The organism is Streptomyces sp. 1-11 (assembly GCF_007176755.1).
Lineage (GTDB): Bacteria > Actinomycetota > Actinomycetes > Streptomycetales > Streptomycetaceae > Streptomyces.
In genome coordinates this window covers 347,016-368,045 of record NZ_BJTV01000002.1, presented here as the reverse complement: position 1 = coordinate 368,045, position 21,030 = coordinate 347,016, and the positions used below count along the sequence as shown (strand labels likewise).

Sequence of the window (21,030 nt, the reverse complement as noted above, 5' to 3'; positions counted from 1 at the left end):
GGGTGGCGGCTGGGGTCGATTCGGCGGCGGACGCCGGCCGGGTTCGTTGTCCGCCGGGCGGCCTGTGGCTGCCGCCCGCCGGGCGGTGCCCGCGGGCACCGCCCGGCAGGCCCCGGCCCCGCCACTGACGGCGTCCCGCCGGTGGGAGTGACAGCCGTCAGTCGCCCGCGGGCGTACCGGCCTCCGGACCGCGCCGCGCCGCGGCCAGCGCTGTCGCCGGGTTCCGGTCCGGGGCGCCCGCCGGGACCCAGTGCCCGCCCTCCTTCCGGTACGGCCACCAGCGGCCGTCCCGCCCGAGGCGGAGCTGCACCTCCTCGTCCGGGACCGTCCACCGGTTGCCGACCGCCCGGAACGCCGGCCGCTCGTCCGCCTCCCAGGCCGCCTCCAGCGCCGCACGCGCGCGTGCGAGCGCCGCGTCCCGGACCTGCCACTCCTCGTCCAGCACGGCCAGTGCCGCGGCGCCTCCCAGGCGCCAGGCGCGAACGGCCCTCGCCAGCCCCTCGCGGCCCCGCCCCGATCCCTGGGCGAGCCGCTCGGCCACGGCATCGGGAACGGCGCCGTCGGCCTCGGCGAGCCGTACGACGTCCACGGCCGCCGCCTGCTGGCGGTGGTCCGGCGCCTCCAGACCACCGCTGCCGTGGGCCTGCGCCAGCAGCCGGTGGGCCTCCTGGGCCGTCCTCCCGGCCAGGTACCGCAGGGCCTTGGGATCGAGTGCCGGCACCGGTGCGGTGCCCGCCTCGTAGGGCGGCGGCCCGCCGGGCGCCTCCGGGAGGGCGGGCAGCTCGGGGAGCGCGGGGAGGATGTCCGCGGCCGCCCACGCCTCCGCCGCGTCCACGCCCTCACTCGTGTCCGCCTCGCCCGGCTCCGCCGCCTCGTCCGGCGGCTCGGTGCTGCGCTGGTGCAGTTCGAGCAGGAACCTGCTCTCGGCCCGGCCGCGCACGAGCAGCAGCACGAACGGGTCCTCGTCCAGCAGCCGCGCCACCTGATGGCACAGGGCGGCGGTGTGACCGCAGTGGTCCCACGCGCCGCAGTCACACTCGGGCTCCAGGTCGCCGAGCCCTGGCAGCAGCTCGATCCCCCTGACCGCGGCGTCCTCGATCAGGTGCGACGGCAGGTCCCCGTCGAGGAGCGCCGCCAGATGTCCGGCCTGCTCCATGGCCAGGTCGAGGAACCGGGCCCACTCCGACTCGGACAGCTCGGGCACCAGGACGTCGGCCCGGTGCGCGGTGCCCTTCGGCTCCCGGACGACGGCGGTGACCCGTCCCGGCCGCACGGTCACCGCGCCCACCTCGCCCGCGCGCGCGAGCCGGCGCCCCGCCTTCACCGCGGTGGCGTCCAGGGCCGCGTCCTCCAGCGCCGCCAGCCATGCACGGCCCCACCAGGTCCGCGCGAACGCGCGCCCGCGCGCGGGCGGCAACGCGGCGAACGTGCGCTCCACGCCGCTGTCCTGCTCCTGGCCGTGACGGCTCATAGCGCCTCCCCGCGCAGTTCCACCAGTGCGGTGAGTTCCGCGTCCGTCAGTTCCGTCAGTTCCACCGGCGCGGCCCCGCCGGCGCCCAGCACCGCGTCCGCGAGCGCGCGCTTGCGCCCGAGCATCTCCGCGATGCGGTCCTCTACGGTGCCCTCGGCGATCAGCCGGTGCACCTGCACGGGCCGGGTCTGCCCGATGCGGTACGCCCGGTCGGTGGCCTGCGCCTCGACCGCGGGGTTCCACCAGCGGTCGTAGTGCACCACGTGCTCGGCCCGGGTGAGGTTCAGGCCCGTTCCCGCGGCCTTGAGCGACAGCAGGAAGACCGGTACCGCGCCGTCCTGGAAGCGGCGCACCAGCGCCTCGCGCTCGGCGACCGGGGTGCCCCCGTACAGCAGTTGTGAAGGGACCCCACGGGCCTTCATATGCCGTTCGAGTAGCCGGGCCATGCGCACGTACTGCGTGAAGACCAGCACCCCCGAGCCCTCCGTGAGGATGGTGTCGAGCAACTCGTCGAGCAGTTCCAGCTTGCCGGAGCGTCCCGCGAGTTCCGGATCGTCCTCCTTGAGGAACTGCGCCGGATGGTTGCAGATCTGCTTCAGCCCGGTCAGCAGCTTCACGACGAGGCCCCGGCGGGCCATGTCGCCGGCGTCCGCGATCAGGCCGAGGGTCTCGCGCACGAACGCCTCGTACAGGCCGGTCTGCTCGTGCGTCAGGGCCACCGGATGGTCGGTCTCGGTCTTCGGCGGAAGTTCCGGCGCGATGCCCGGGTCCGACTTCCGGCGCCGCAGCAGGAACGGACGCACGAGCCGCGTCAGACGCTCGGCGGCGGCCGGGTCCCCACCGCCCTCGACGGGCCGCGCGTACCGCACGCGGAAGTCGCCCAGACGGCCGAGCAGCCCCGGCGTGGTCCAGTCGAGGATCGCCCACAGTTCCGTGAGGTCGTTCTCGACCGGTGTGCCGGTGAGCGCCACGCGCGCGCGTGCGCCGATGGAGCGCAGTGCGCGCGCGGTCGCCGCGTAGGGGTTCTTGACGTGCTGTGCCTCGTCGGCGACGACCACCCCCCAGGGCACTCCGGCGAGCCGTTCGGCGTCCAGCCGCATGGTGCCGTAGGTGGTGAGGACGAACTCGCCGTCGGAGAGGGAGCCGAGGCCGCGCCCGGCGCCGTGGAACCGGCGCACCGGCACGCCGGGCGCGAACCTGCCGATCTCGCGCTGCCAGTTGCCGAGCAGGGACGCCGGGCAGACCACCAGCGTGGGACCGGCCGACTCTGGGTCCGCCTGCCGATGCAGATGGAGCGCGATCAGGGTGACCGTCTTCCCCAGGCCCATGTCGTCGGCCAGGCAGCAGCCCAGCCCGAGGGCCGTCGTCCTGGCCAGCCAGCCCAGGCCGCGCAACTGGTAGTCCCGCAGGGCGGCGGCGAGACCGGGGGGCGCTCCCACGGGCTCGGCCGTCTGCGGGTCCGCGAGCCGTTCCCGGAGCTGCGCCGGCCACCCCGTGGGCCGCACGTCGACCCGGTGGCCGTCGACCTCGGCGGAGCCCGTCAGGGCGGCGGCCATGGCCTCCATCGGGGTGATGGAACGGTCCTCGCGGCAGCGCGCGCGAGCCGCCTCGCGGGGATCGACGAGCACCCACCGGTCGCGCAACCGGACCAGGGGACGCTTGGCCTCGGCCAGCAGGTCCAGTTCCGCCCGCGACAGGTCGCTCCCGCCCAGCGCGAACGACCACCGGAGCACCGGCCGGTCATGCGCGGAGAGCAACGACGGCCGGGCCGGGGCCTGCCCGTCCGGCGGGCCGACGGACGCGTGCACGGTCAGCCCGCGGGACAGCTCCTCCGGCCAGTGCACGTCGACGCCGGCGGCTGCCAGGGCCTGGGCGCCCTCGCCCAGGAGGTCGGCGATCTCCTCGTCGGCGAGGTGCACCACGTCGGGCACGGCGGCGGTGAGCAGGGGAGTCAGCGGCGCCCATGCCCGGACCGCGCGGCGCAGCGCCAGCAGCGTGTCGGCCCGCGCGCGCGGGCCGAACGCCTCACGCGTGGCCGCCGGGCCGGACCAGAGCCCGGCGGCGTCCGCGACGTCCACCGTCCCGCTCGTGCCGTGCACCTGGAGCACGGCACGGAACCGCACGGCGTCGTGTACCTCGCGGACGCCGTCGCCAAGCCCGTGCGCCTCCACCCGCAACGACAGCCGTACGCCCGTGTCGTGGCCGGCGGCCATGTCGTCGGCCCACGCGCGCAGGCCGGGCAGGTGCTGGGGCTCGGGCGCGGCGAACGCGGCGCCGCCCGTCACGAGCCGGGCGGCGGGGGAGCGGGGCAGGACGTCGGCGACCGCGTCCAGGAAGGAGCGCACCAGCCGCTCCGGGTCCGGCAGGCGGGGCCGTCCGTCCACCGCGAGAGGCGTGGCGTGCGCCTCCGGGGGCATGGCGGCGGCGAGCTCACGGACCAGCTCGGCATCGCGCGCGGACAGAGGTCCGACCCGCCACATGTCGTGGTCGGCCGGCGAGAGGCCGGGCAGCAGGAGACCGCGCGCCAGTAACCGCAGGGCGAGCAGGCCGGCCGTGCCCCAGAACGCGGTGGCCCGGTGCCGGCCGCCCGGCTCCGGCCGGGTGAGCACCGGGAGGGCCGCGTGGACCGGCAGCAGCAGGGCGGGCAGCAGCACCCGCTCCACGGCGCCGTCCGGCGCGGGCAGCACCAGGTCCAGCTCCGCGACGGAGCCCTCGGCGGCGGCAGGCGGTGCTTCGCCGTCGGGCCGCCAGAAGGCCATCGTGCCCGCGCGGGGCGGGTCGGACGGGAGGAAGACCGCGCAGCAGCGGTTCAGCGCCGACGGCCCGGGCGGGTCGGACGGCTCAGGTGGCTTTGACGGTTCCAGGAGTGCGGACGGCTCGCTCAGGTCAGGGAGTTCGGACGGCTCGGACGGCTCGGACGGTTCGGTGGTGATCCTCTGCACGACTCTGCCCGCACTCCTCAAGTTTGACTACTGGCTCGGAGCGGCTGAGGGTACAGCAAGCCGGAGGACGGCCTCGAACGCCCGGACTGTGACGCGGGCCACTAAGGGATGCGTCTCGGGGATGTCTCAGGGTCAGGTCCCGGAACCGCGGGGAGCGTGCGGCCGTTCTCAAGGCAGAGAGCGGCAAGAGCTGCCGCGGAGGAGGCGACGCTCATGTCCAAGAACGCGAAGATCGCCGCAGGGGGCGTGGCGGTCGGTCTGCTCCTGCTGATCTGGCTGCCCTGGTGGGTGTCGTTCCTCATCGTGGTGGGGGTCCCGGTCGCCGCCTACCTGGCCCTCGACCCCTCGCAGCGGCGCAGGCTCCGCCGCGTCTCGAGAAAGGAGCTCGGCCGCTGAGGGACCGGCCGGCGGGGGCCGTGCCACCACGGGGGCGGCACGGCTCCACCGGCTCACAGAGGCCGAACGGCCATCTTGTCGAGCGCCTCCAGAAGGCCGGGCAGTTCGGGGCCCCGGCCCACCGGCAGCACCTCGCCCGGCTCCTCGTCCAGCAGGACGAACGCGATGTCGTCGGTGCGGGCCACGATCGACCAGCCGGGGCCGTCGGCCCGCAGCGTGCGGGCGTCGCCCGGGGCGAACGAGGAGCGGACCCGGCCGAGCGGCGGCGGCGAGTCGATGTAGGCGCGCGCCTCCGCCAGTACGCGCCGGATGCCCTGGTGGCCGGGCTTGGTGCCGCTCTCGCCCCCGTCCACCGGGGACTCCGCCGCCTGGGACTGCCTGTCGGAGGAGGGCGCGTAGTCGTCGCCGATCTGCTCCCGCCAGACCGCCCACTGAAGCGCGATCTCGTCGGCGCCCAGGCGTCGCTGGGCCGGTCCCCAGGAACTGGTGTCCGGAGGGGCCAGCGCGGGCCCGTCCGCGGGGTCCGGAGTGGGGTCATGGGGTGCCGGCACCCCCGGTGCGGCGACGGCGAGCGCCAGTGGCCAGCCCGGCAGGGCGGCCACCACCGTGTTCTCGTCCGGCGACAGTTCGTACTCCATGCCGCAGTCCCAGGACGCGATCGCCACGGCGACCAGCGAGACGTCGTCGATGGCGACCGTCCAGCGGGCACCGTCACCGTCCTGCCCCAGCACCAGGCCGTACCCGTCGGCGCGCGGCGCCAGACCCAGTGCCGCGCAGGCCTCCGGATAGTCGTCGCCCAGCACGCTCGGGAACTGTGCGGGCGTCAGCAGCACCGCCGTGAGCACATACAGCGCCTCGTCCGCGGCGGCGACGGCCTGCTCGTCCGTCCCGGCCATCACAGCCCTCCCAGTGGTTCGTCCATCGGCGCGCACCCTAGTGCGCGGGGGAGGTGCTTGTCACGACTCCCCACACCACGCGGAGCTGCAGGTTTCCGCCTGGACAGGGGCGAAACGACCCTCCGGCGCGAGGCCCTGACCCGCGGCCGGCCCCGGGCTCAGGCGGCCGGCAGGCCCAGGAGGTCACGGGCGACCGCCCGGGGCGACTCGTTGCGTTCCCGGGCCAGCGCGACGACCGCCCGGCACGCCAGCTCGCTCACTCCGAAGGACAGCGCCTCCGGCGACACCCACGCCGTCGCCTCGTCGATGCCGTCCTGGTCGTCCGCCGTGCGGGCCGCCACGTACGCCGCCGCGGCCTCGAACAAATTGTGTGGGGGCCGTTCCCGGCCTTCCGCCGCCTCCGCACGCGGGGAGGTGCGGAGCCTGGCGGCGTACTTGCGCATCGCGTCGAACACGTGGACCCGCCTTCCTCTGAACGGGGTCGTCATCGACCACCCATCCGGCTCTGTTCAACGTAGAGTTGAAGCTCCGGCGGTAGAAGGGGGCAGTGACGGTGCGCTTCGACCGGCTCAGGCGGATCCGGCGGATGGACCCGGTGGCGGACGCTCACGAGATCTACCGGCTCAGCGCGGCGTTCGAATTCCCGTGGGACTACACCCGGGCCCTCGAACTCGCTCTGTACCGCACCTACGCCGTCCCCTCCATCGGGCGGCTGCTCGCACGGACGGGTGAGCTGACCGAGCGGGCGCAGAAGCGCTACGACGACACGGCGCTGCTCCTGGACACCGTCGTCGAGCACGGCTTCGCAGCCCCCGAGGGCCGCACCGCGATCCGCCGCATCAACCAGATGCACCGCAGCTACGACATCAGCGACGACGACATGCGATACGTGCTGTCCACCTTCGTGGTGGTGCCCCGGCGCTGGATCGACGCCTACGGCTGGCGCCGTCTGTCCCGGCACGAGATCGTCGCCGCCACCGAGTACTACCGCACCCTCGGCCGGCACCTGGGCATCCCCGGCGTCCCGGAGACCTACGAGGAGTTCGAGGCACTGCTCGACGGCTACGAGCAGGCGCACTTCGCCTGGGACGAGCAGGCCCGGCGGGTCTCCGACGCCACGCTGGAACTCATGGCGTCGTGGTATCCGCGCCCGCTGGCACCCCTGTTGCGCACGGCCACGCTCGCCCTCCTCGACGAATCCCTGCTGCGTGCCTTCCGCTACCAGCCGCCGGGCCCTGTCTCCTCCGCGCTCGTGCGCCGCGCGGTCCGCACGCGCGGCCGGCTGGTCCGGCTGCTTCCGCCCCGCCGGGCACCGCACTTCGCGCGGCAGAACCGGGAGATCAAGAGCTACCCGAACGGCTACCGTCCGGCCGACCTGGGCACCCGCCCGGTTCCGGGAATGGGTGGCTGCCCGGTCCGGCACCTGGACGCCTCAGCGGGTGACGTCCCCGAGTGAGGCCAGGGTGTCGCACAGCCAGGCGAGTTCGGCCCGGCCGGTGGCGGCGCAGCTTCCGCCTGTCCTCCTAGGTGAGCGTCAGGACGTGCCGCGGCGCCGCGACGGCGCCCGGTTCGGCGGTGCGAACTCCCGGACCGCGAGGCCCTGGAAGCGGCGGGGGTCCGGTCGTCACGGTGCCGGGCGCCGGGCACGACGTCATCTTCGACAACCCCGGCGCCTTCGTGGCGGCCGTGGCCGGACAGCACTGACGCGCCCCCTGCGGTCAGTCAGCCCGCGTCCCCTGGCGATCACTCCTCCCGCGTCGCCAGCGCGAGGAAGCGGGCGTCCTCGTCGACATAGGAGGTCATGCGCCACCCGGCGCGTTCCAGCAGCGGGCCGAGGTTGGCCTCGGCCCGCAGGTCGTCCGGGGTGATCTGCCGGCCCTGACGCGCCGCCAGGGCGGCCCGCCCGATGGGGTGGAAGAGCGCCAGCGTGCCGCCCGGACGCACCACACGGGCCAGTTCCCGCAGATTCTCCACGGGCCGGGGCAGGTGCGCGATCAGGCCGGCGGCGAAGACCGCGTCCAGGACACCCCCGCGCAGCGGCAGCGCGGCGACGTCCGCGAGCAGCAGTCCCCCCTCCTGATCTCGACCGGCCCGGCGTGCGGCCTGGAGCATCGCCGGGGTCAGATCGACACCGGCCACCACCCCGGCCGGCCCCACCGCGGCGCGCAGGGGCGGCAGCGCGCGGCCCGTACCGCAGCCGGCGTCGAGCACGCGGTCGCCCGGACGCAGTCCCAGCTCCGCCACGGCGGCCGCATAGGCGGGGCCGTCATCGGGGAACCTGCTGTCCCATCCGGCTGCGCGGGCGGTGAAGAACTCCTGGACGTGTGTGTGGTCGTCGCTCATGTTCCGCATGATCCCTCACCGACACGGGGGACACTCGGGCGCACACGTTCGGGCGGGACCCGATCGTTCCGCCGCCTCTCTGCGTCATATTCCAACACCTTTCGAAATGCGCCCCCTTCGTGCGCCCCTGCCCCGGCTAGCGTCCCGGGGCCATGGGACACCTGGACCACGCCGCCTTCGGCTGGCTGACCCCCGTGCTGTCGTACCTGATGGCCTGCACGGGCGCCGCACTGGGACTGCGCTGCACCGTCCGCGCGCTCGCCGCCACCGGCCGGTCGCGCCGCAACTGGCTCCTCACCGGGGCCTCCGCGATCGGCACGGGCATCTGGACCATGCACTTCGTGGCCATGCTGGGATTCCGCGTCAGCGGCACCGGCATCCGCTACGACATACCCCTGACCATCCTGAGTCTGGTCGTCGCCATGGCGGTCGTCTGCGCCGGCGTCTTCGCCGTCGGCTACAGCCGGGACCGCAACCGCGCGCTCCTGCTCGGCGGGCTCACCACCGGGCTGGGCGTCGCCAGCATGCACTACCTGGGCATGGCGGCCGTACGCCTGCACGGCGGCGTGACGTACCAGCCCGTCCTCGTCGGCGTCTCAGTGCTGATCGCCGTCGTCGCGGCGACCGTGGCCCTGTGGGCGGGGCTCAACATCAAGTCGCCCCTCGCGGTCGCCCTGGCCTCCCTCGTCATGGGAGCGGCCGTCAGCAGCATGCACTACACCGGAATGTTCGCGGTGCGGGTGCGCGTCACCCCCTCCGGCGACCCCCTGCCCGGGGCCACGGCGATGCAGTTCATCTTCCCCCTCGCCGTCGGCCTCGGGTCCTATCTGTTCCTCACCTCGGCCTTCGTCGCCCTCTCGCCCACGGCCGGCGAGCGCGAGGCCTCCGCCTCCGCCCAGCGCCCCGTGCAGAGCCCGGCCCGCTAGCCGGAGCCCGGCCCCGGACCCCCGTCCCACCCACCGAGCGAGGAGGCCATGCGCCCACCCCGTGACACCCCGCAGGCCGGCTCAACCGGACAGCCCCCGCCCCCGCCGCGCGGACGCCGCGCGCACGCCGGACCACCGGCAGACGAGGGCAGGGACCGGCCCCTCGGCCTTCCGCTGAACGCCGCGCCCGCGCGCGCGGGACGGCGGGGGCTCCGCCCCCGCACGGTGCGCGCCAAGGTGATCTGCCTGCTGATGGTGCCCGTCGTCTCCCTGCTCGCCCTGTGGGCCTACGCCACCGTCAGCACCGCGCAGGACATCGCCCGGCTGCGCCAGTCCCAGCGTGTCGACACCGAACTGCGCGCCCCGGTGGCCGCGGCCGTCGCGGCGCTGCAGAACGAACGGGCGGCGGCCGTGCGCTACGCCGCCGATCCCGGCCCGGCACGCGCCGGAGACCTGCGGAGCCAGGCCGCCCGCACCGACCGCGCGCTGACCGGGCTGCGCCTCGGCGACGACAGCACGGTCGCCGACGGCCAGGAACTCCCCGCCCGGGTCAGCGGGCGGCTCGAGGCGTTCGTCTCCGGCGCCGAGCGGCTGCGCGCGCTGCGGACCGCCGTGCTCGACCGCAGCACCGGCTGGAGCCAGGCGTACGACCAGTACACGAGGACCATCGGCACGGCCTTCACGGTGGACGGCGCCCTCACCGGCATCCAGCAGGCCGACGTCGGCTCCGACGCGCGCGTGCTGCTGGAGTTCTCCCGTGCCGCCGAGGCACTGGCCCAGGAGGACGCCGTCCTCGGCGGCACGCGTCCGGACGGCCGGCTCCAGGGCGAGCGGCAGCGACTGTTCGCCGCCTCCGTCGCCACCCGCCGCACGCTCACCGAGGCCGCGGTCGCCGACCTGCCCGGCCCCCAGCGCGCCGCCTGGCGGCGCCTGGCCGGTGACGGCGCGCATACCGCTCTCACCGCCACCGAGGACAGGATCCTCGCCGCCGGATCCGGCGCCAGGGCCGTCGGCACGGCACCGGGCACCACCTGGAGCAGCGCCCACGCGCGCGTACGGGACGACATGCGGACCCTGGCGGCCGACACCGGCCGTGCCGTCGCCGGCCGGTCGGACCCCTACCGGCGCGGACTGCTGAGTCCGGCGGGCGCCGCGGTGCTCTTCGGGCTGGCCGCCGTCGCCGCCTCACTCGTCATCTCCGTCCGCATCGGCCGGGCCCTCGTGGTGGAGCTGGTCAGCCTGCGCAACGACGCACTGGAGATCGCCCGCCGCAAACTCCCCGAGGCGATGCGGAGACTGCGCACCGGTGAGGAGATCGATGTCGACGCCGAGGCGCCCGCCGGCCCGGCCGCGGAGGACGAGACCGGCCAGGTCGCCGAGGCCCTCACCATCGTGCACCGCGCCGCCCTGCGCGCGGCCGCTGAGCGCGCCGAACTCGCCGGGGGCATCTCCGGGGTCTTCGTCAACCTGGCCCGGCGCAGCCAGGTGCTGGTCCACCGCCAGCTCAGCCTCCTGGACAGCATGGAGCGGCGCTCCGACGACCCGGACGAGCTGAGCGACCTGTTCCGGCTCGACCACCTCACCACCCGGATGCGGCGTCACGCAGAGAGCCTGATCATCCTCTCCGGAGCGGCGCCCGGCCGGGCCTGGCGCACACCGGTGCTCCTCACCGACGTCGTACGCGCCGCGGTGTCCGAGATCGAGGACTACGCGCGCGTGGAGGTGCGCGGACTCCCGGCGGCCTCCGTCGTCGGAGCGGCGGTCGCCGACCTCACCCACCTGCTGGCCGAACTGGTCGAGAACGCCGCCCAGTTCTCGCCGCCCCACACGCGCGTGCGGATCACCGGGGAGCCCGTCGGCAACGGCTACGTCCTGGAGGTCGAGGACCGGGGTCTCGGGATGGGGGCCGAGCTGCTCGCGGAGGCGAACCGGCGGATCGAGCAGTCCGAGGCCCTGGACCTGTTCGACAGCGACCGCCTCGGACTCTTCGTGGTCAGCAGACTCGCCTCCCGGCACGGCGTCAAGGTGCGCCTGCGCACGTCTCCCTACGGAGGCACGACCGCCGTCGTCCTGCTGCCCACCGTCCTGCTGCACACCGGCTCCCCGGAACTCCCCGCGCAGGAGTCGCCGCCGGCCGCCCAGCGGCGGACAGAGTACGCGCGCGTACCGGAGAATTCCCCGGCCGCCTCCGAGGTCACCGCACGGACCGGCCGGGCCGCCCTCACCGCCCCGGCGCACCCGTCCCCGGCCGCTCAACCCCCGGCTCCGCCTTCCGCACCCCGGTCCCCGGCTCCCACGCACCAGAACCCGCCCCCCGCACCCCAGCCCCCGACCTCCGCGCACCGGACCTCGACGCCGGCACACGAACCGCCGCCCCCCAAAGTCACCGCCTTGAGGCCGCACCGTCCGCCACGGGACGACGGACCCTCCGACGACCTGCCGCGCCGCGTGCGCCAGGCGAACCTCGTCCCCCAGCTCCGCCGGCAGCGTCCCGAGGAGCCGGCCCCGGAACCCGTCCCGCGCGGTGACGACGCGCGCACCCCCGAACTCGTACGGGACCGCATGGCGGCCTACCGCTCCGGCTGGGTCCGGGGCGGCGGCGGACAAGCCGGCCGCGGCGCCGTCCGCGGAACCGGAACGGGCAGTGAGAGCAGTGAAGGAGACCCGGCATGATCCACGAACCGAACACGACGGCCGCCCAGCGGTCCGGCGAACTCGACTGGCTGCTGGACGACCTGGTGATGCGGGTGAGCGAGGTGCGGCACGCCGTCGTGCTGTCCAACGACGGCCTCGCCGTGGGCGCCTCCACCGGCCTGCGGCGGGACGACGCGGAGCATCTGGCCGCCGTGGCCTCCGGCTTCAACAGCCTGGCCAAGGGCGCCGGACGCCACTTCGGGGCGGGTGGCGTACGCCAGACCATGGTGGAGATGGACGACGCCTTCCTCTTCGTGGCGGCGGCCGGAGAAGGCTCATGCCTCACCGTGCTCACCGCCGCCACCGCTGACATCGGCCTGGTCGCCTACGAGATGGCACGGCTGGTCAGACGCGTCGGCGAGCATCTGTACACCGCGCCGCGCACCACCGCCCGGCCGCCCGCCGCCGGATGATCCGGGAGGGCGGCAGCGATGACCCACACCCCGAACGGGGGCCCGCACGAGCCGGGCAGCCAGTGGTACGACGGCGAGGCCGGACCTCTCGTCCGCCCCTACGCCATGACCGGCGGACGGACCCAGCCGGGACCCACCGGAGTGCGCTTCGACCTGATCGCCCTCGTCACCCTCGACCCGGCCGCACCGGCGGACGACGACGACACGGTGCTCGGTCCCGAGCACCGGGCCCTGATCGACCTGTGCCGCCTCGAGACACAGTCCGTCGCCGAACTCGCGGCCGGTGCGGACCTGCCGGTGGGCGTGGTCAGAGTCCTCCTCGGCGACCTGCTCGAACTGGGCCGTGTCACCGTCAGCCGCCCGGTGCCCCCGGCCCGCCTGCCGGACGAGCGCGTACTGCGCGAAGTCATCGAGGGCCTGCGGGCGCTGTAGACGACGAACCCTGTGGAACCCAACTCACGCCGAGAGAAGTGATCATGGTCTCCGAGCACTCCGACGCAGCGGCCGACAGCTCCGCCCTGGCCCTGAAGATCCTGGTCGCCGGCGGCTTCGGGGTCGGCAAGACGACCCTCGTCGGCGCCGTCAGCGAGATCCGTCCGCTGCGCACCGAGGAACTGCTCAGCGAAGCCGGTCAGTCGGTGGACGACACCGACGGAGTGGACCACAAGGTCACCACGACCGTCGCCATGGACTTCGGACGCATCACCATACGCTCGGGTTTGTCCCTGTACCTCTTCGGGACGCCCGGGCAGGACCGCTTCTGGTTCCTGTGGGACGAACTCTCCCAGGGGGCGCTCGGCGCCGTGGTCCTCGCCGACACCCGGCGCCTGGAGGACTGCTTCCCCGCGGTCGACTACTTCGAGCACCGGCGCATCCCGTTCGTGGTGGCCGTCAACTGCTTCCCCGGAGCGCGCGGCTACGGCGCCCGTGAGGTCTCCCGGGCGCTCGACCTGGACCAAGGGACACCCGTCGTCCTGTGCGACGCGCGCGACCGGAACTCCGGCAAGGAAGTACTCATCCGGCTCGTCGAGTACGCCGGGCGGATGCACACCGCCCGGCTCCTCGACTCCGTCGGCTGAACCGCCTGTTCAGGCGGCCAGGTCCTTCACCGCCACCACTTTGTCGACGGTGACCCTGACCAGCAACTCGCCTGGGACACCGTTGCGGGCGCCGTACTCCTCGGCGCGCTCCTCGCCCATGTACCGGGCGGCGATGCGGGTGGCCCACTGCCGCACGTCGTCCAGTTCCTCCGACAGCCGGGCCCGGCCGGTCAGCACCACGAAGTGGAACGGCGGCCGGTCGTCGTCCACGCACAGGGCGATGCGCTCGTCACGGGCGAGATTGCGCCCTTTCACGGTCTTCTTGCCGGTGTTGAAGACCAGTTCGTCCCCGTCCAGCAGGAACCAGATGGGGGCCACGTGCGGGCTCCCATCGGCACTGACGGTGGACAGCTTGCCGGTTCGGGTGCCGTTCGAGACGAACGCCCGCCATTCCTCATCGGTCATCTTCTGTGCCATACGCCCATCCTGCTTGCCCGGACGCCGGTCGTGGGGAAGGCTGGCGGACAGGTCCTCCGGCCAGGAGGAGACGCCACACGGGGAGACGGAACATGGCGCAGAACCAGGGACTCGGCTGGCTCCTGGACGATCTGACCGAGCGAGTGGACCATGTGCGGCACGCGCTGGTCCTGTCCAACGACGGGCTGGTCACCGGGGCGAGCACCGGACTCCGCCGGGAGGACGCCGAACACCTGGCCGCGGTCGCCTCCGGGCTGCACAGCCTGGCGAAGGGTTCCGGACGCCACTTCGGCGCGGGCACGGTCCGCCAGACGATGATCGAGTACGACGACGCCGTGCTGTTCGTGACCGCGGCCGGCGCCGGAAGCTGCCTGTGCGTGCTCAGCGGCGCGGAAGCCGACATCGGCCAGATCGCCTACGAGATGACCCTGCTCGTCAACCGCGTCGGCGAGCACCTCGGCGTGGATCCCAGGCAGCCGGATCGCCCCCTGACAGACCTCTGACCAGCGTGCTCCGCTGAGCCGCGGAGTTTTCCACAGGCTCACCGCACCCCGCACCGATCCGGCTACGGTGTGTGCACGGGCAACGCACAGGGCGTGAGCCACCTGCTCCACGGGGGAGTACCACCATGCCGGACAGCACTCTTGTCCCCGCCGTTTCCGCCACCTGTTCGCCGAGCCGAGCCGCTCGCGAACTGGGAATCCGGCGGGCGGAGTTCGACCTCGCCGTCCACCTCGGCCGGATCCGGACGGTGCCCGACGAGGGCGGCGGCGGAGGCCGCGTGGTCGAGCGAGCCGAGATCGTCCGCCTCCTCGCCCAGCACGGCTTTCCCAGCACCCTGCGTGAACGCGTTCGCGTGGTGGGCACGGCGGAGGGCGCGGCGCTCATGGGGATTCCGGTGGGCAGGTTCACCCGGCTCGCCCGTCTGGGCCTGCTGGTGCCGGTCCGCTTTTATCTGAACCGCTACCGGGCCGTGGTCTGGCTGTATCTGGCCGAGGAACTGGAGCATTTCGCGACCGGCGCGGGAAACACGTGCCTGCTCAAGGGGCGCACACCCGAGACCCTCAAGGGGCAACTCGCGGCCGGGGTCGATCTGCGGGCCCGCAACTGGCGGGGGCGGCACTTCGGGTTTCTGCTCCGGCAGGCCGCGGACCCCTGGGCCCGGGCGGCGGCCGCGGCGGCGTTCCTGGCGCCCGCCGAGATCGAGGACGTCGTCCGTGACCCCGGTGAACGCGCTCTGCTGGGGCGGCTCCGTCCCGCTCCACCCGCCCACGGCGCGCCGGGCTCCTCCTTCGCCCACCTCGCCGAGCACCTCATGACCGCGCAGGACCCCGACGAGATCGGCTGGCTGCGCAGCGATCTGGCCCGGGCGATGCGGGAGGCGCGGACCGCTTCCCCCGCCCCGCGGCCACCGGCGCGTAGCCCGCAGGCCGCAGAGGGTGCTCCGGTGCGGCGCGCCGAGGCCGGGCAAGGTGCACTCGCGAGGCCCGGCGTGACCCCTGGAGACGGGCCTGCCCGCAACCGCCGGGCGGTGGCGCGCACCGTGGTCACCGCGCCGCCGGCCGCGCGGGTCTCGTGCCAGGCCGCGGACGACCGGCCGGTGGCGCCCTCAGCCTCCCGTGGCCTGCGGGCCTGGCTGTTCCGCGTGAACTCCCGGCCGGCGCTGGCCCGGCCGGGCTACAGAGCCCGGAACAGACCCTCCTGCACGACGGAGACGAGCAGCCGGCCGCGCACGTCGTAGATGCGGCCGCGGGCCAGCCCGCGCCCGCCCGTCGCGACCGGGGACTCCTGGTCGTACAGGAACCACTCGTCCGCGCGGAACGGCCGGTGGAACCACATGGCGTGATCCAGCGAGGCCATGTCGAAGTTCCGCGGCCCCCACAGCGGTTCGACCGGGATGCGGACCGCGTCCAGCAGCGTCATGTCGCTGGCGTAGGTCAGTGCGCAGGTGTGCACCAGCGGGTCGTCCCCGAGCGGGCCGACCGCACGCATCCACACGGCGCTGCGCGGCTCGGCCCCCTGGACCTCCTCGGCGTTCCAGCGCAGGCGGTCCACGTACCGGATGTCGAACGGCTGGCGGCGCGCCATCCGCTCCAACTGCTCCGGAAGCGCGCCCAGATGCTTGCGGATCTCCTCGGCCACCGTCGGCAGGGACTCCGGGTCCGGCACCTCGCGGGCGGGCGGCAACTGGTGCTCGAAGGAGCCTTCCTCGGGCTTGTGAAAGGAGGCGGTGAGATTGAAGATCGTGCGGCCCTGCTGCACGGCCGTGACCCGTCGGGTGGTGAACGACCGGCCGTCGCGCACCCGCTCCACCTGGTACACGATGGGCACACCCGGCCTGCCCGGGCGGAGGAAGTACGCGTGCAGTGAGTGCACCGGGCGCTCGCCGTCCGTGGTGCGCCCGGCGGCGACCAGCGCCTGGCCCGCCACCTGGCCGCCGAAGACCCGCTGCAGGGACTCCTGCGGGCTCCGGCCGCGGAAGATGTTGACTTCTATCTGCTCCAGGTCGAGCAGGTCGACCAGCCTCTCGGCGGGATTCGTCGTCATCGGTGGAGTTCTCCCGTGCTCAGAGCTGGCCGACATCGCTGACGCGGACGACCGCGCGGCCCTCGGCGTCCGAGGCGACGAGGTCGATCTCCGCGCTGATGCCCCAGTCGTGGTCACCGTTCGGATCGTCGAAGATCTGGCGTACCCGCCACAGACCGTTCTCCGGCTCCTCCTTGATGACCAGCAGCTTGGGGCCGCGGGCGTCAGGACCGGTGCCGAGGTCCTCGTACTCGTCCCAGTACTTGTCCATGGCCTCGCCCCACGCATCCGCGTCCCAGCCGGACTCGGCGTCCATCTCGCCGAGTTCCCCGACCTGGTCGAGGGCGGCGAGCTCCACCCGGCGGAACATGGCGTTGCGGACCAGGACCCGGAAGGCGCGCGCGTTGGCGGTGACCGGCTTGACCTCGTCGGCCTTCTCCTGGGCCTCCTCGGCGGTCATCTCCTCGGGGTTGGCCAGCTGCTCCCACTCGTCCAGCAGGCTGGAGTCCACCTGGCGCACCATCTCGCCGAGCCACTCGATGAGGTCCTGCAGGTCCTCGGACTTCAGGTCGTCCGGGATCGTGTGGTCCAGGGTCTTGTAGGCACTGGCGAGGTAGCGCAGCACGATGCCCTCGGTGCGGGCCAGCTCGTAGAAGGACACCAGTTCCGTGAAGGACATCGCCCGTTCGTACATGTCCCGGATCACCGACTTCGGCGACAGCGGGTGGTCACCGACCCACGGGTGGCTCTTGCGGTAGGTGTTGTAGGCGTGGAAGAGCAGCTCTTCCAGCGGCTTCGGGTAGGTGACGTCCTGGAGGCGCTCCATGCGCTCCTCGTACTCGACACCGTCGGCCTTCATCGCGGCGACGGCCTCGCCGCGCGCCTTGTTCTGCTGGGCGGCGAGGATCTGCCGGGGGTCGTCCAGCGTGGACTCCACGACGGACACCATGTCGAGGGCGTAGGAGGGCGACTCGGGGTCGAGGAGCTCGAAAGCGGCGAGCGCGAACGTCGACAGCGGCTGGTTGAGGGCGAAGTCCTGCTGCAGGTCGACCGTGAGCCGGACGATGCGGCCCTCGGCGTCCGGTTCGTCGAGCTTCTCCACGATCCCGCCGTCGAGCAGCGAACGGTAGATCGCGATGGCCCGCCGGATGTGCCTGAGCTGCTGCCGGCGCGGCTCGTGGTTGTCCTCGAGGAGGTGGCGCATCGCCTCGAAGGCGTTGCCGGGCCGGGCGATCACCGACAGCAGCATCGTGTGCGTCACCCGGAACCGCGAGGTCAGCGGCTCGGGCTCGGAGGCGATCAGCTTCTCGAAGGTGTTGTCCGTCCAGCCGACAAACCCCTCCGGCGCCTTCTTGCGCACCACCTTGCGGCGCTTCTTGGGGTCGTCGCCGGCCTTGGCGAGGGCCTTCTCGTTCTCGATGACGTGCTCGGGCGCCTGTGCCACGACGAGTCCGGCGGTGTCGAAACCGGCCCGGCCCGCACGGCCCGCGATCTGGTGGAACTCGCGGGCGCGCAGGGTGCGCACCCGGGTGCCGTCGTACTTGGTGAGGGCCGTGAAGAGCACGGTGCGGATGGGCACGTTGACGCCCACGCCGAGTGTGTCCGTACCGCAGATGACCTTCAGCAGACCGGCCTGCGCGAGCTTCTCCACCAGGCGCCGGTACTTGGGCAGCATGCCGGCGTGATGGACGCCGATGCCGTGCCGGACGTAACGGGAGAGGTTGCGGCCGAACTTGGTGGTGAAGCGGAAGTTGCCGATCAGCTCGGCGATCTGGTCCTTCTCCTCACGCGTGCACATGTTGATGCTCATCAGCGCCTGCGCCCGCTCGACGGCCTGCGCCTGGGTGAAGTGCACGATGTACACCGGGGCCTGCTTGCTCGCCAGCAGATCGGTGAGCGTCTCGGTGAGCGGGGTGAGCTGGTACTCGTAGGACAGGGGCACCGGGCGGGTGGCCGAGCGGACCACCGAGGTCGGCCGGCCGGTGCGGCGGGTGAGGTCCTTCTCGAAGAAGGACACGTCGCCCAGGGTGGCCGACATCAGGATGAACTGGGCCTGCGGGAGCTCCAGCAGGGGGATCTGCCACGCCCAGCCGCGGTCGCCCTCCGCGTAGAAGTGGAACTCGTCCATGACGACATGGCCGACGTCCGCGTGCTTGCCGTCGCGCAGCGCGATGGAGGCCAGCACCTCTGCGGTGCAGCAGATCACCGGCGCGTCGGCGTTCACGGAGGCGTCGCCGGTCAGCATGCCGACGTTCTCGGTACCGAAGAGCTTGCACAGCTCGAAGAACTTCTCGGACACCAGCGCCTTGATCGGCGCCGTGTAGAAGGTGACCTCGTCCCGGGCCAGCGCGGCGAAGTGGGCGCCCGCGGCGATCATGCTCTTGCCGGAGCCGGTGGGCGTCGAGACGATCACGTTCGCCCCGGAGACCACCTCGATCAGCGCCTCCTCCTGGTGGGGGTAGAGGGTGAGGCCGCGCTCCTGCGCCCACGACTCGAAGGCTTCGTACAGGGCGTCGGGGTCGGCGGTCGGCGGGAGCTGATCGATGAGGGTCACGCCCCCATCTTGCCTGGCCTTGCGCCCCAGGGGGGAATCGGCTGCGGGTACGAAGATCACTGCGGCTACGCTGTGTCGCCGACGACGCGTCACCGCACCAGGTCAACTGGACAGCGGCACACGAGAAATGGGGCGGACAGCGGCCATGATGGGACCAGCACACTCTCTGTCGGGGGCCGCCGCCTGGCTCGGCGTCGGCGCGGCCGCCGCCGCGGCGGGACACCCGATGCCCTGGCCCGTCCTCCTCGTCGGCGCCCTGATCAGCGCCGGTGCCGCGCTCGCCCCGGACCTCGATCACAAGGCGGCCACCATCTCCCGCGCCTTCGGGCCGGTCTCCCGCTGGATCTGCGAGATCGTGGACAAGCTCTCCTACGCCGTCTACAAGGCGACCAGGAAGAAGGGCGACGCCCGCCGCTCGGGCGGCCACCGCACCCTCACCCACACCTGGCTGTGGGCGGTCCTGATCGGCGCGGGCAGCTCCGCCGCGGCGATCACCGGGGGCCGCTGGGCGGTGCTCGGGATCCTCTTCGTGCACATGGTGCTGGCGATCGAGGGCCTGCTGTGGCGGGCGGCCCGCGGGTCCAGCAGCGACGTCCTGGTCTGGCTGCTCGCGGCGACCAGCGCGTGGATCCTCGCGGGGATACTCGACAAGCCGGGCAACGGCTCCGACTGGCTGTTCGCCGACCCCGGGCAGGAGTACCTGTGGCTGGGCCTGCCGATCGTGCTGGGCGCCCTGGTGCACGACATCGGGGACGCCCTGACGGTGTCCGGCTGCCCGATCCTGTGGCCGATCCCGGTGGGCCGCAAGCGCTGGTATCCGCTCGGCCCGCCGAAGGCGCTGCGTTTCCGGGCCGGGAGCTGGGTCGAGCTGAAGGTGCTGATGCCCGCGTTCATGCTGCTGGGCGGAGCGGGCTGCGCGGCGGCGCTCAACCTGATCTGACGCGGCGCTGCCGCTCAGGCCCCGCCGGTCTCGCCCCCGTCGGTCTCGCCCCCGCCGTAGCGGCGCTCGAACCGGGCGATACGTCCCTCGGTGTCAACGGTGCGGGCCTTGCCCGTGTAGAAGGGGTGGCTCTCGGAGGAGATCTCCACGTCGATCACCGGGTAGGTCTCGCCGTCGTCCCACTCGATGGTCTGCTCGCTGTTCGCGGTGGACCGGGTGAGGAAGGCGTACCCGGCGGCGCGGTCCCGGAAGACCACGGAGTGGTAGTCGGGGTGCTTGTCCTGCTGCATGGCGGCTCCTCGCGCGGGGCGGTCGGGCAGGGGGCGTCCGGGTCAGCCGGTGGAGGTGTCCTCGTCGACGATGTGCATCGCGGCCTCCTCGGCGGAGGCCGCGGCTCCGTCGATGCCGACGTCGGTGGCGACCAGGGCGCTCTCCTCGTCCTCGTGCGCCCCCTCGTCGGGGGCGACCAGGCGGCCGGAGCGGGAGGCTCCGACCTCGTTGTCGAGGAGTTCCCCGTCGGTGCCGTCGCAGTCACCGATGCCGTCACCGTCGGGCGCGCCGGGTTCGGGCACTTCCTCGGCGAGCCGCTGGTCCAGGGTCTCCCCGGTCCGGCGTTCGCCCGCCGTCACTCCGGTGTGCTCCACCGCCCACGGCCGCTCGGGAGGGGACCAGCCCCGGTCGAGGGGATCGTCGACACCGTCGAAGTCCAGGGTGTCCTCGACGTCGAGCACGCCGGAGTCCTCCCGGATCTCCGAGGGATCGGGCTGGTAGACGTCATCCCCCCATCCGTCGGCGCTGTCCACGGGTACCTCCATGTGGTGAGGACGGCCTTGTGCCCCCAGCAGGGGCAGTGCGCCGTCGGCACGCCCGGCACCGGTTGCGTACCCCGGGACCCGACGGGTTCCCGGCCGTCCCCCGAACCGGTGCCGCTACCCAGCCTTCCACCCCTGTTCGCTCCCGCGCAACGGCACGTGCCGTGGCCTGGGGCGGCACACCCCGGCCGGCGCGGCCGCGACCGCTGCCCGGGCGCACCCTCCCACGCCCGCCCCGGCGCGCCCGTGTGCCGGGGCGGCATCCGGCCCGGCTGCTCGGCCGCAGCTTGGTCCGGCAGTCCGGCCCCGGCCTGGGCCGACTGCTCGGCCGCAGCCTGGTCCGGCTGTTCGGGCACCACCCGTTTCGGCTGTCCGGCCCCAGCTGGGTCCGGCCGTCCGGCCCCCGCGTGGCCCGACCGCCTGGCCACCGTCCGGCCCGGGTGCCCGGGTCCAGGCTGCCCGGCTGCCCGGGCACAGGCTGGCCCTGCTGCCCGGCCACCGCCCCGCCCACCCGTGCAGCGTCCCGGGACCGCCCGCCCGATTCCGTCACCGGACGCCGGCCCGGGCTCCCCACGGGCCGGCGGTCCGGCCTCACCGCCG

Annotated in this window: 20 protein-coding genes and 1 pseudogene; 11 read left to right on the top strand and 10 right to left on the bottom strand. The window is 73.6% G+C overall.

Going from position 1 to position 21,030, the window contains the following annotated elements; all coding sequences use genetic code 11:
* Window positions 1-157 precede the first annotated feature (157 nt).
* Both TNCT1_RS05940 and TNCT1_RS05935 read right to left on the bottom strand, forming a co-directional pair.
* On the bottom strand, window positions 158-1,471 hold the full coding sequence (locus TNCT1_RS05940) for an SWF or SNF family helicase (protein ID WP_143629018.1): 1,314 nt from the start codon (window positions 1,469-1,471) through the stop codon (window positions 158-160).
* Window positions 1,468-4,230 carry a DEAD/DEAH box helicase gene (locus tag TNCT1_RS05935; RefSeq protein WP_143629424.1) on the bottom strand — a complete coding sequence of 921 codons (2,763 nt, stop codon included), beginning with the start codon at window positions 4,228-4,230 and terminating at the stop codon, window positions 1,468-1,470. The genes TNCT1_RS05940 and TNCT1_RS05935 overlap by 4 nt, the downstream gene beginning before the upstream one ends.
* A 396-nt stretch (window positions 4,231-4,626) precedes the next feature.
* Here TNCT1_RS05935 and TNCT1_RS05930 point away from each other — a divergent pair, with 396 nt between their 5' ends.
* Entirely contained in the window at window positions 4,627-4,809 is a 183-nt protein-coding gene (locus TNCT1_RS05930) for a hypothetical protein (RefSeq protein WP_143629017.1), read from the top strand.
* Between the two features lie 53 nt (window positions 4,810-4,862).
* Here TNCT1_RS05930 and TNCT1_RS05925 read toward each other — a convergent pair whose 3' ends face one another.
* Together TNCT1_RS05925 and TNCT1_RS05920 are read right to left on the bottom strand one after the other, a co-directional pair.
* Complete coding sequence (locus TNCT1_RS05925; protein ID WP_143629015.1) at window positions 4,863-5,705, bottom strand: hypothetical protein; 843 nt, start codon at window positions 5,703-5,705, stop codon at window positions 4,863-4,865.
* Between the two features lie 158 nt (window positions 5,706-5,863).
* Window positions 5,864-6,160 (bottom strand): hypothetical protein, encoded by a 297-nt coding sequence (locus TNCT1_RS05920; protein ID WP_143629422.1) that lies wholly within the window; start codon window positions 6,158-6,160, stop codon window positions 5,864-5,866.
* Between the two features lie 131 nt (window positions 6,161-6,291).
* Between TNCT1_RS05920 and TNCT1_RS05915 the strand changes: the two genes are divergently transcribed.
* Window positions 6,292-7,161, top strand: a complete 870-nt coding sequence (locus TNCT1_RS05915) for an oxygenase MpaB family protein (RefSeq protein ID WP_174266182.1) — start codon at window positions 6,292-6,294, stop codon at window positions 7,159-7,161.
* Between the two features lie 123 nt (window positions 7,162-7,284).
* Window positions 7,285-7,409 (top strand): annotated as a pseudogene (locus tag TNCT1_RS36135) (alpha/beta hydrolase); the annotation flags it as partial.
* Between the two features lie 39 nt (window positions 7,410-7,448).
* Here TNCT1_RS36135 and TNCT1_RS05905 read toward each other — a convergent pair.
* A complete protein-coding gene (locus TNCT1_RS05905; RefSeq protein ID WP_143629011.1) occupies window positions 7,449-8,048 on the bottom strand; it encodes a class I SAM-dependent methyltransferase in 600 nt (199 codons plus the stop codon).
* Window positions 8,049-8,200: 152 nt separating this feature from the next.
* On the opposite strand from TNCT1_RS05905, the gene TNCT1_RS05900 reads away from it, so the two are divergent.
* From TNCT1_RS05900 to TNCT1_RS05880, 5 genes are read left to right on the top strand one after another with little or no spacing between them, the layout of a single operon-like run.
* On the top strand, window positions 8,201-8,974 hold the full coding sequence (locus TNCT1_RS05900; protein WP_143629009.1) for an MHYT domain-containing protein: 774 nt from the start codon (window positions 8,201-8,203) through the stop codon (window positions 8,972-8,974).
* A 48-nt stretch (window positions 8,975-9,022) separates the two neighbouring features.
* Complete coding sequence (locus tag TNCT1_RS05895; RefSeq protein WP_143629007.1) at window positions 9,023-11,647, top strand: ATP-binding protein; 2,625 nt, start codon at window positions 9,023-9,025, stop codon at window positions 11,645-11,647.
* Complete coding sequence (locus TNCT1_RS05890; RefSeq protein ID WP_143629005.1) at window positions 11,644-12,081, top strand: roadblock/LC7 domain-containing protein; 438 nt, start codon at window positions 11,644-11,646, stop codon at window positions 12,079-12,081. Before TNCT1_RS05895 ends, TNCT1_RS05890 begins: the two co-directional genes overlap by 4 nt.
* Before the next feature lie 18 nt (window positions 12,082-12,099).
* Window positions 12,100-12,513, top strand: coding sequence for a DUF742 domain-containing protein (locus tag TNCT1_RS05885; RefSeq protein ID WP_143629003.1), 414 nt, complete (start codon window positions 12,100-12,102; stop codon window positions 12,511-12,513).
* A 44-nt stretch (window positions 12,514-12,557) separates the two neighbouring features.
* Window positions 12,558-13,160, top strand: coding sequence for an ATP/GTP-binding protein (locus TNCT1_RS05880; protein ID WP_143629001.1), 603 nt, complete (start codon window positions 12,558-12,560; stop codon window positions 13,158-13,160).
* A 9-nt stretch (window positions 13,161-13,169) separates the two neighbouring features.
* Here TNCT1_RS05880 and TNCT1_RS05875 read toward each other — a convergent pair whose 3' ends face one another.
* The gene (locus TNCT1_RS05875; protein ID WP_143628999.1) at window positions 13,170-13,598 is read right to left on the bottom strand and encodes a PPOX class F420-dependent oxidoreductase; all 429 of its coding nucleotides are present in this window, start codon (window positions 13,596-13,598) and stop codon (window positions 13,170-13,172) included.
* Window positions 13,599-13,690: 92 nt separating this feature from the next.
* Between TNCT1_RS05875 and TNCT1_RS05870 the strand changes: the two genes are divergently transcribed.
* The gene (locus TNCT1_RS05870; RefSeq protein ID WP_143628997.1) at window positions 13,691-14,101 is read left to right on the top strand and encodes a roadblock/LC7 domain-containing protein; all 411 of its coding nucleotides are present in this window, start codon (window positions 13,691-13,693) and stop codon (window positions 14,099-14,101) included.
* 125 nt (window positions 14,102-14,226) lie between these two features.
* On the top strand, window positions 14,227-15,339 hold the full coding sequence (locus tag TNCT1_RS05865; RefSeq protein ID WP_216856587.1) for a DUF6397 family protein: 1,113 nt from the start codon (window positions 14,227-14,229) through the stop codon (window positions 15,337-15,339).
* On the opposite strand, the gene TNCT1_RS05860 is transcribed toward TNCT1_RS05865, so the two are convergent.
* Both TNCT1_RS05860 and TNCT1_RS05855 read right to left on the bottom strand, forming a co-directional pair.
* Window positions 15,276-16,145 carry an acyl-CoA thioesterase II gene (locus TNCT1_RS05860; RefSeq protein WP_143628995.1) on the bottom strand — a complete coding sequence of 290 codons (870 nt, stop codon included), beginning with the start codon at window positions 16,143-16,145 and terminating at the stop codon, window positions 15,276-15,278. The genes TNCT1_RS05865 and TNCT1_RS05860 overlap by 64 nt on opposite strands.
* Before the next feature lie 19 nt (window positions 16,146-16,164).
* The gene (locus tag TNCT1_RS05855; RefSeq protein WP_174266166.1) at window positions 16,165-18,678 is read right to left on the bottom strand and encodes an RNA helicase; all 2,514 of its coding nucleotides are present in this window, start codon (window positions 18,676-18,678) and stop codon (window positions 16,165-16,167) included.
* Between the two features lie 145 nt (window positions 18,679-18,823).
* Here TNCT1_RS05855 and TNCT1_RS05850 point away from each other — a divergent pair, with 145 nt between their 5' ends.
* Window positions 18,824-19,618 (top strand): metal-dependent hydrolase, encoded by a 795-nt coding sequence (locus tag TNCT1_RS05850; RefSeq protein WP_143628993.1) that lies wholly within the window; start codon window positions 18,824-18,826, stop codon window positions 19,616-19,618.
* A 14-nt stretch (window positions 19,619-19,632) separates the two neighbouring features.
* Here the strand turns inward: TNCT1_RS05850 and TNCT1_RS05845 are convergent, their stop codons facing one another.
* Together TNCT1_RS05845 and TNCT1_RS05840 are read right to left on the bottom strand one after the other, a co-directional pair.
* The gene (locus TNCT1_RS05845) at window positions 19,633-19,908 is read right to left on the bottom strand and encodes a type B 50S ribosomal protein L31 (RefSeq protein WP_143628991.1); all 276 of its coding nucleotides are present in this window, start codon (window positions 19,906-19,908) and stop codon (window positions 19,633-19,635) included.
* Between the two features lie 42 nt (window positions 19,909-19,950).
* Window positions 19,951-20,421, bottom strand: a complete 471-nt coding sequence (locus TNCT1_RS05840; protein ID WP_143628989.1) for a DUF5709 domain-containing protein — start codon at window positions 20,419-20,421, stop codon at window positions 19,951-19,953.
* Between the last annotated feature and the right edge of the window lie 609 nt (window positions 20,422-21,030).

What these genes read in the sequence shown, in the direction of transcription:
- TNCT1_RS05940 (WP_143629018.1), bottom strand. Translation starts at nt 1,471, where the DNA reads ATGAGCCGTCACGGCCAGGAGCAGGACAGCGGCGTGGAGCGCACGTTC.
- TNCT1_RS05935 (WP_143629424.1), bottom strand. Translation starts at nt 4,230, where the DNA reads ATGGCCTTCTGGCGGCCCGACGGCGAAGCACCGCCTGCCGCCGCCGAG.
- TNCT1_RS05930 (WP_143629017.1), top strand. Translation starts at nt 4,627, where the DNA reads ATGTCCAAGAACGCGAAGATCGCCGCAGGGGGCGTGGCGGTCGGTCTG.
- TNCT1_RS05925 (WP_143629015.1), bottom strand. Translation starts at nt 5,705, where the DNA reads ATGGCCGGGACGGACGAGCAGGCCGTCGCCGCCGCGGACGAGGCGCTG.
- TNCT1_RS05915 (WP_174266182.1), top strand. Translation starts at nt 6,292, where the DNA reads ATGGACCCGGTGGCGGACGCTCACGAGATCTACCGGCTCAGCGCGGCG.
- TNCT1_RS05905 (WP_143629011.1), bottom strand. Translation starts at nt 8,048, where the DNA reads ATGAGCGACGACCACACACACGTCCAGGAGTTCTTCACCGCCCGCGCA.
- TNCT1_RS05900 (WP_143629009.1), top strand. Translation starts at nt 8,201, where the DNA reads ATGGGACACCTGGACCACGCCGCCTTCGGCTGGCTGACCCCCGTGCTG.
- TNCT1_RS05895 (WP_143629007.1), top strand. Translation starts at nt 9,023, where the DNA reads ATGCGCCCACCCCGTGACACCCCGCAGGCCGGCTCAACCGGACAGCCC.
- TNCT1_RS05890 (WP_143629005.1), top strand. Translation starts at nt 11,644, where the DNA reads ATGATCCACGAACCGAACACGACGGCCGCCCAGCGGTCCGGCGAACTC.
- TNCT1_RS05885 (WP_143629003.1), top strand. Translation starts at nt 12,100, where the DNA reads ATGACCCACACCCCGAACGGGGGCCCGCACGAGCCGGGCAGCCAGTGG.
- TNCT1_RS05880 (WP_143629001.1), top strand. Translation starts at nt 12,558, where the DNA reads ATGGTCTCCGAGCACTCCGACGCAGCGGCCGACAGCTCCGCCCTGGCC.
- TNCT1_RS05875 (WP_143628999.1), bottom strand. Translation starts at nt 13,598, where the DNA reads ATGGCACAGAAGATGACCGATGAGGAATGGCGGGCGTTCGTCTCGAAC.
- TNCT1_RS05870 (WP_143628997.1), top strand. Translation starts at nt 13,691, where the DNA reads ATGGCGCAGAACCAGGGACTCGGCTGGCTCCTGGACGATCTGACCGAG.
- TNCT1_RS05865 (WP_216856587.1), top strand. Translation starts at nt 14,227, where the DNA reads ATGCCGGACAGCACTCTTGTCCCCGCCGTTTCCGCCACCTGTTCGCCG.
- TNCT1_RS05860 (WP_143628995.1), bottom strand. Translation starts at nt 16,145, where the DNA reads ATGACGACGAATCCCGCCGAGAGGCTGGTCGACCTGCTCGACCTGGAG.
- TNCT1_RS05850 (WP_143628993.1), top strand. Translation starts at nt 18,824, where the DNA reads ATGATGGGACCAGCACACTCTCTGTCGGGGGCCGCCGCCTGGCTCGGC.
- TNCT1_RS05845 (WP_143628991.1), bottom strand. Translation starts at nt 19,908, where the DNA reads ATGCAGCAGGACAAGCACCCCGACTACCACTCCGTGGTCTTCCGGGAC.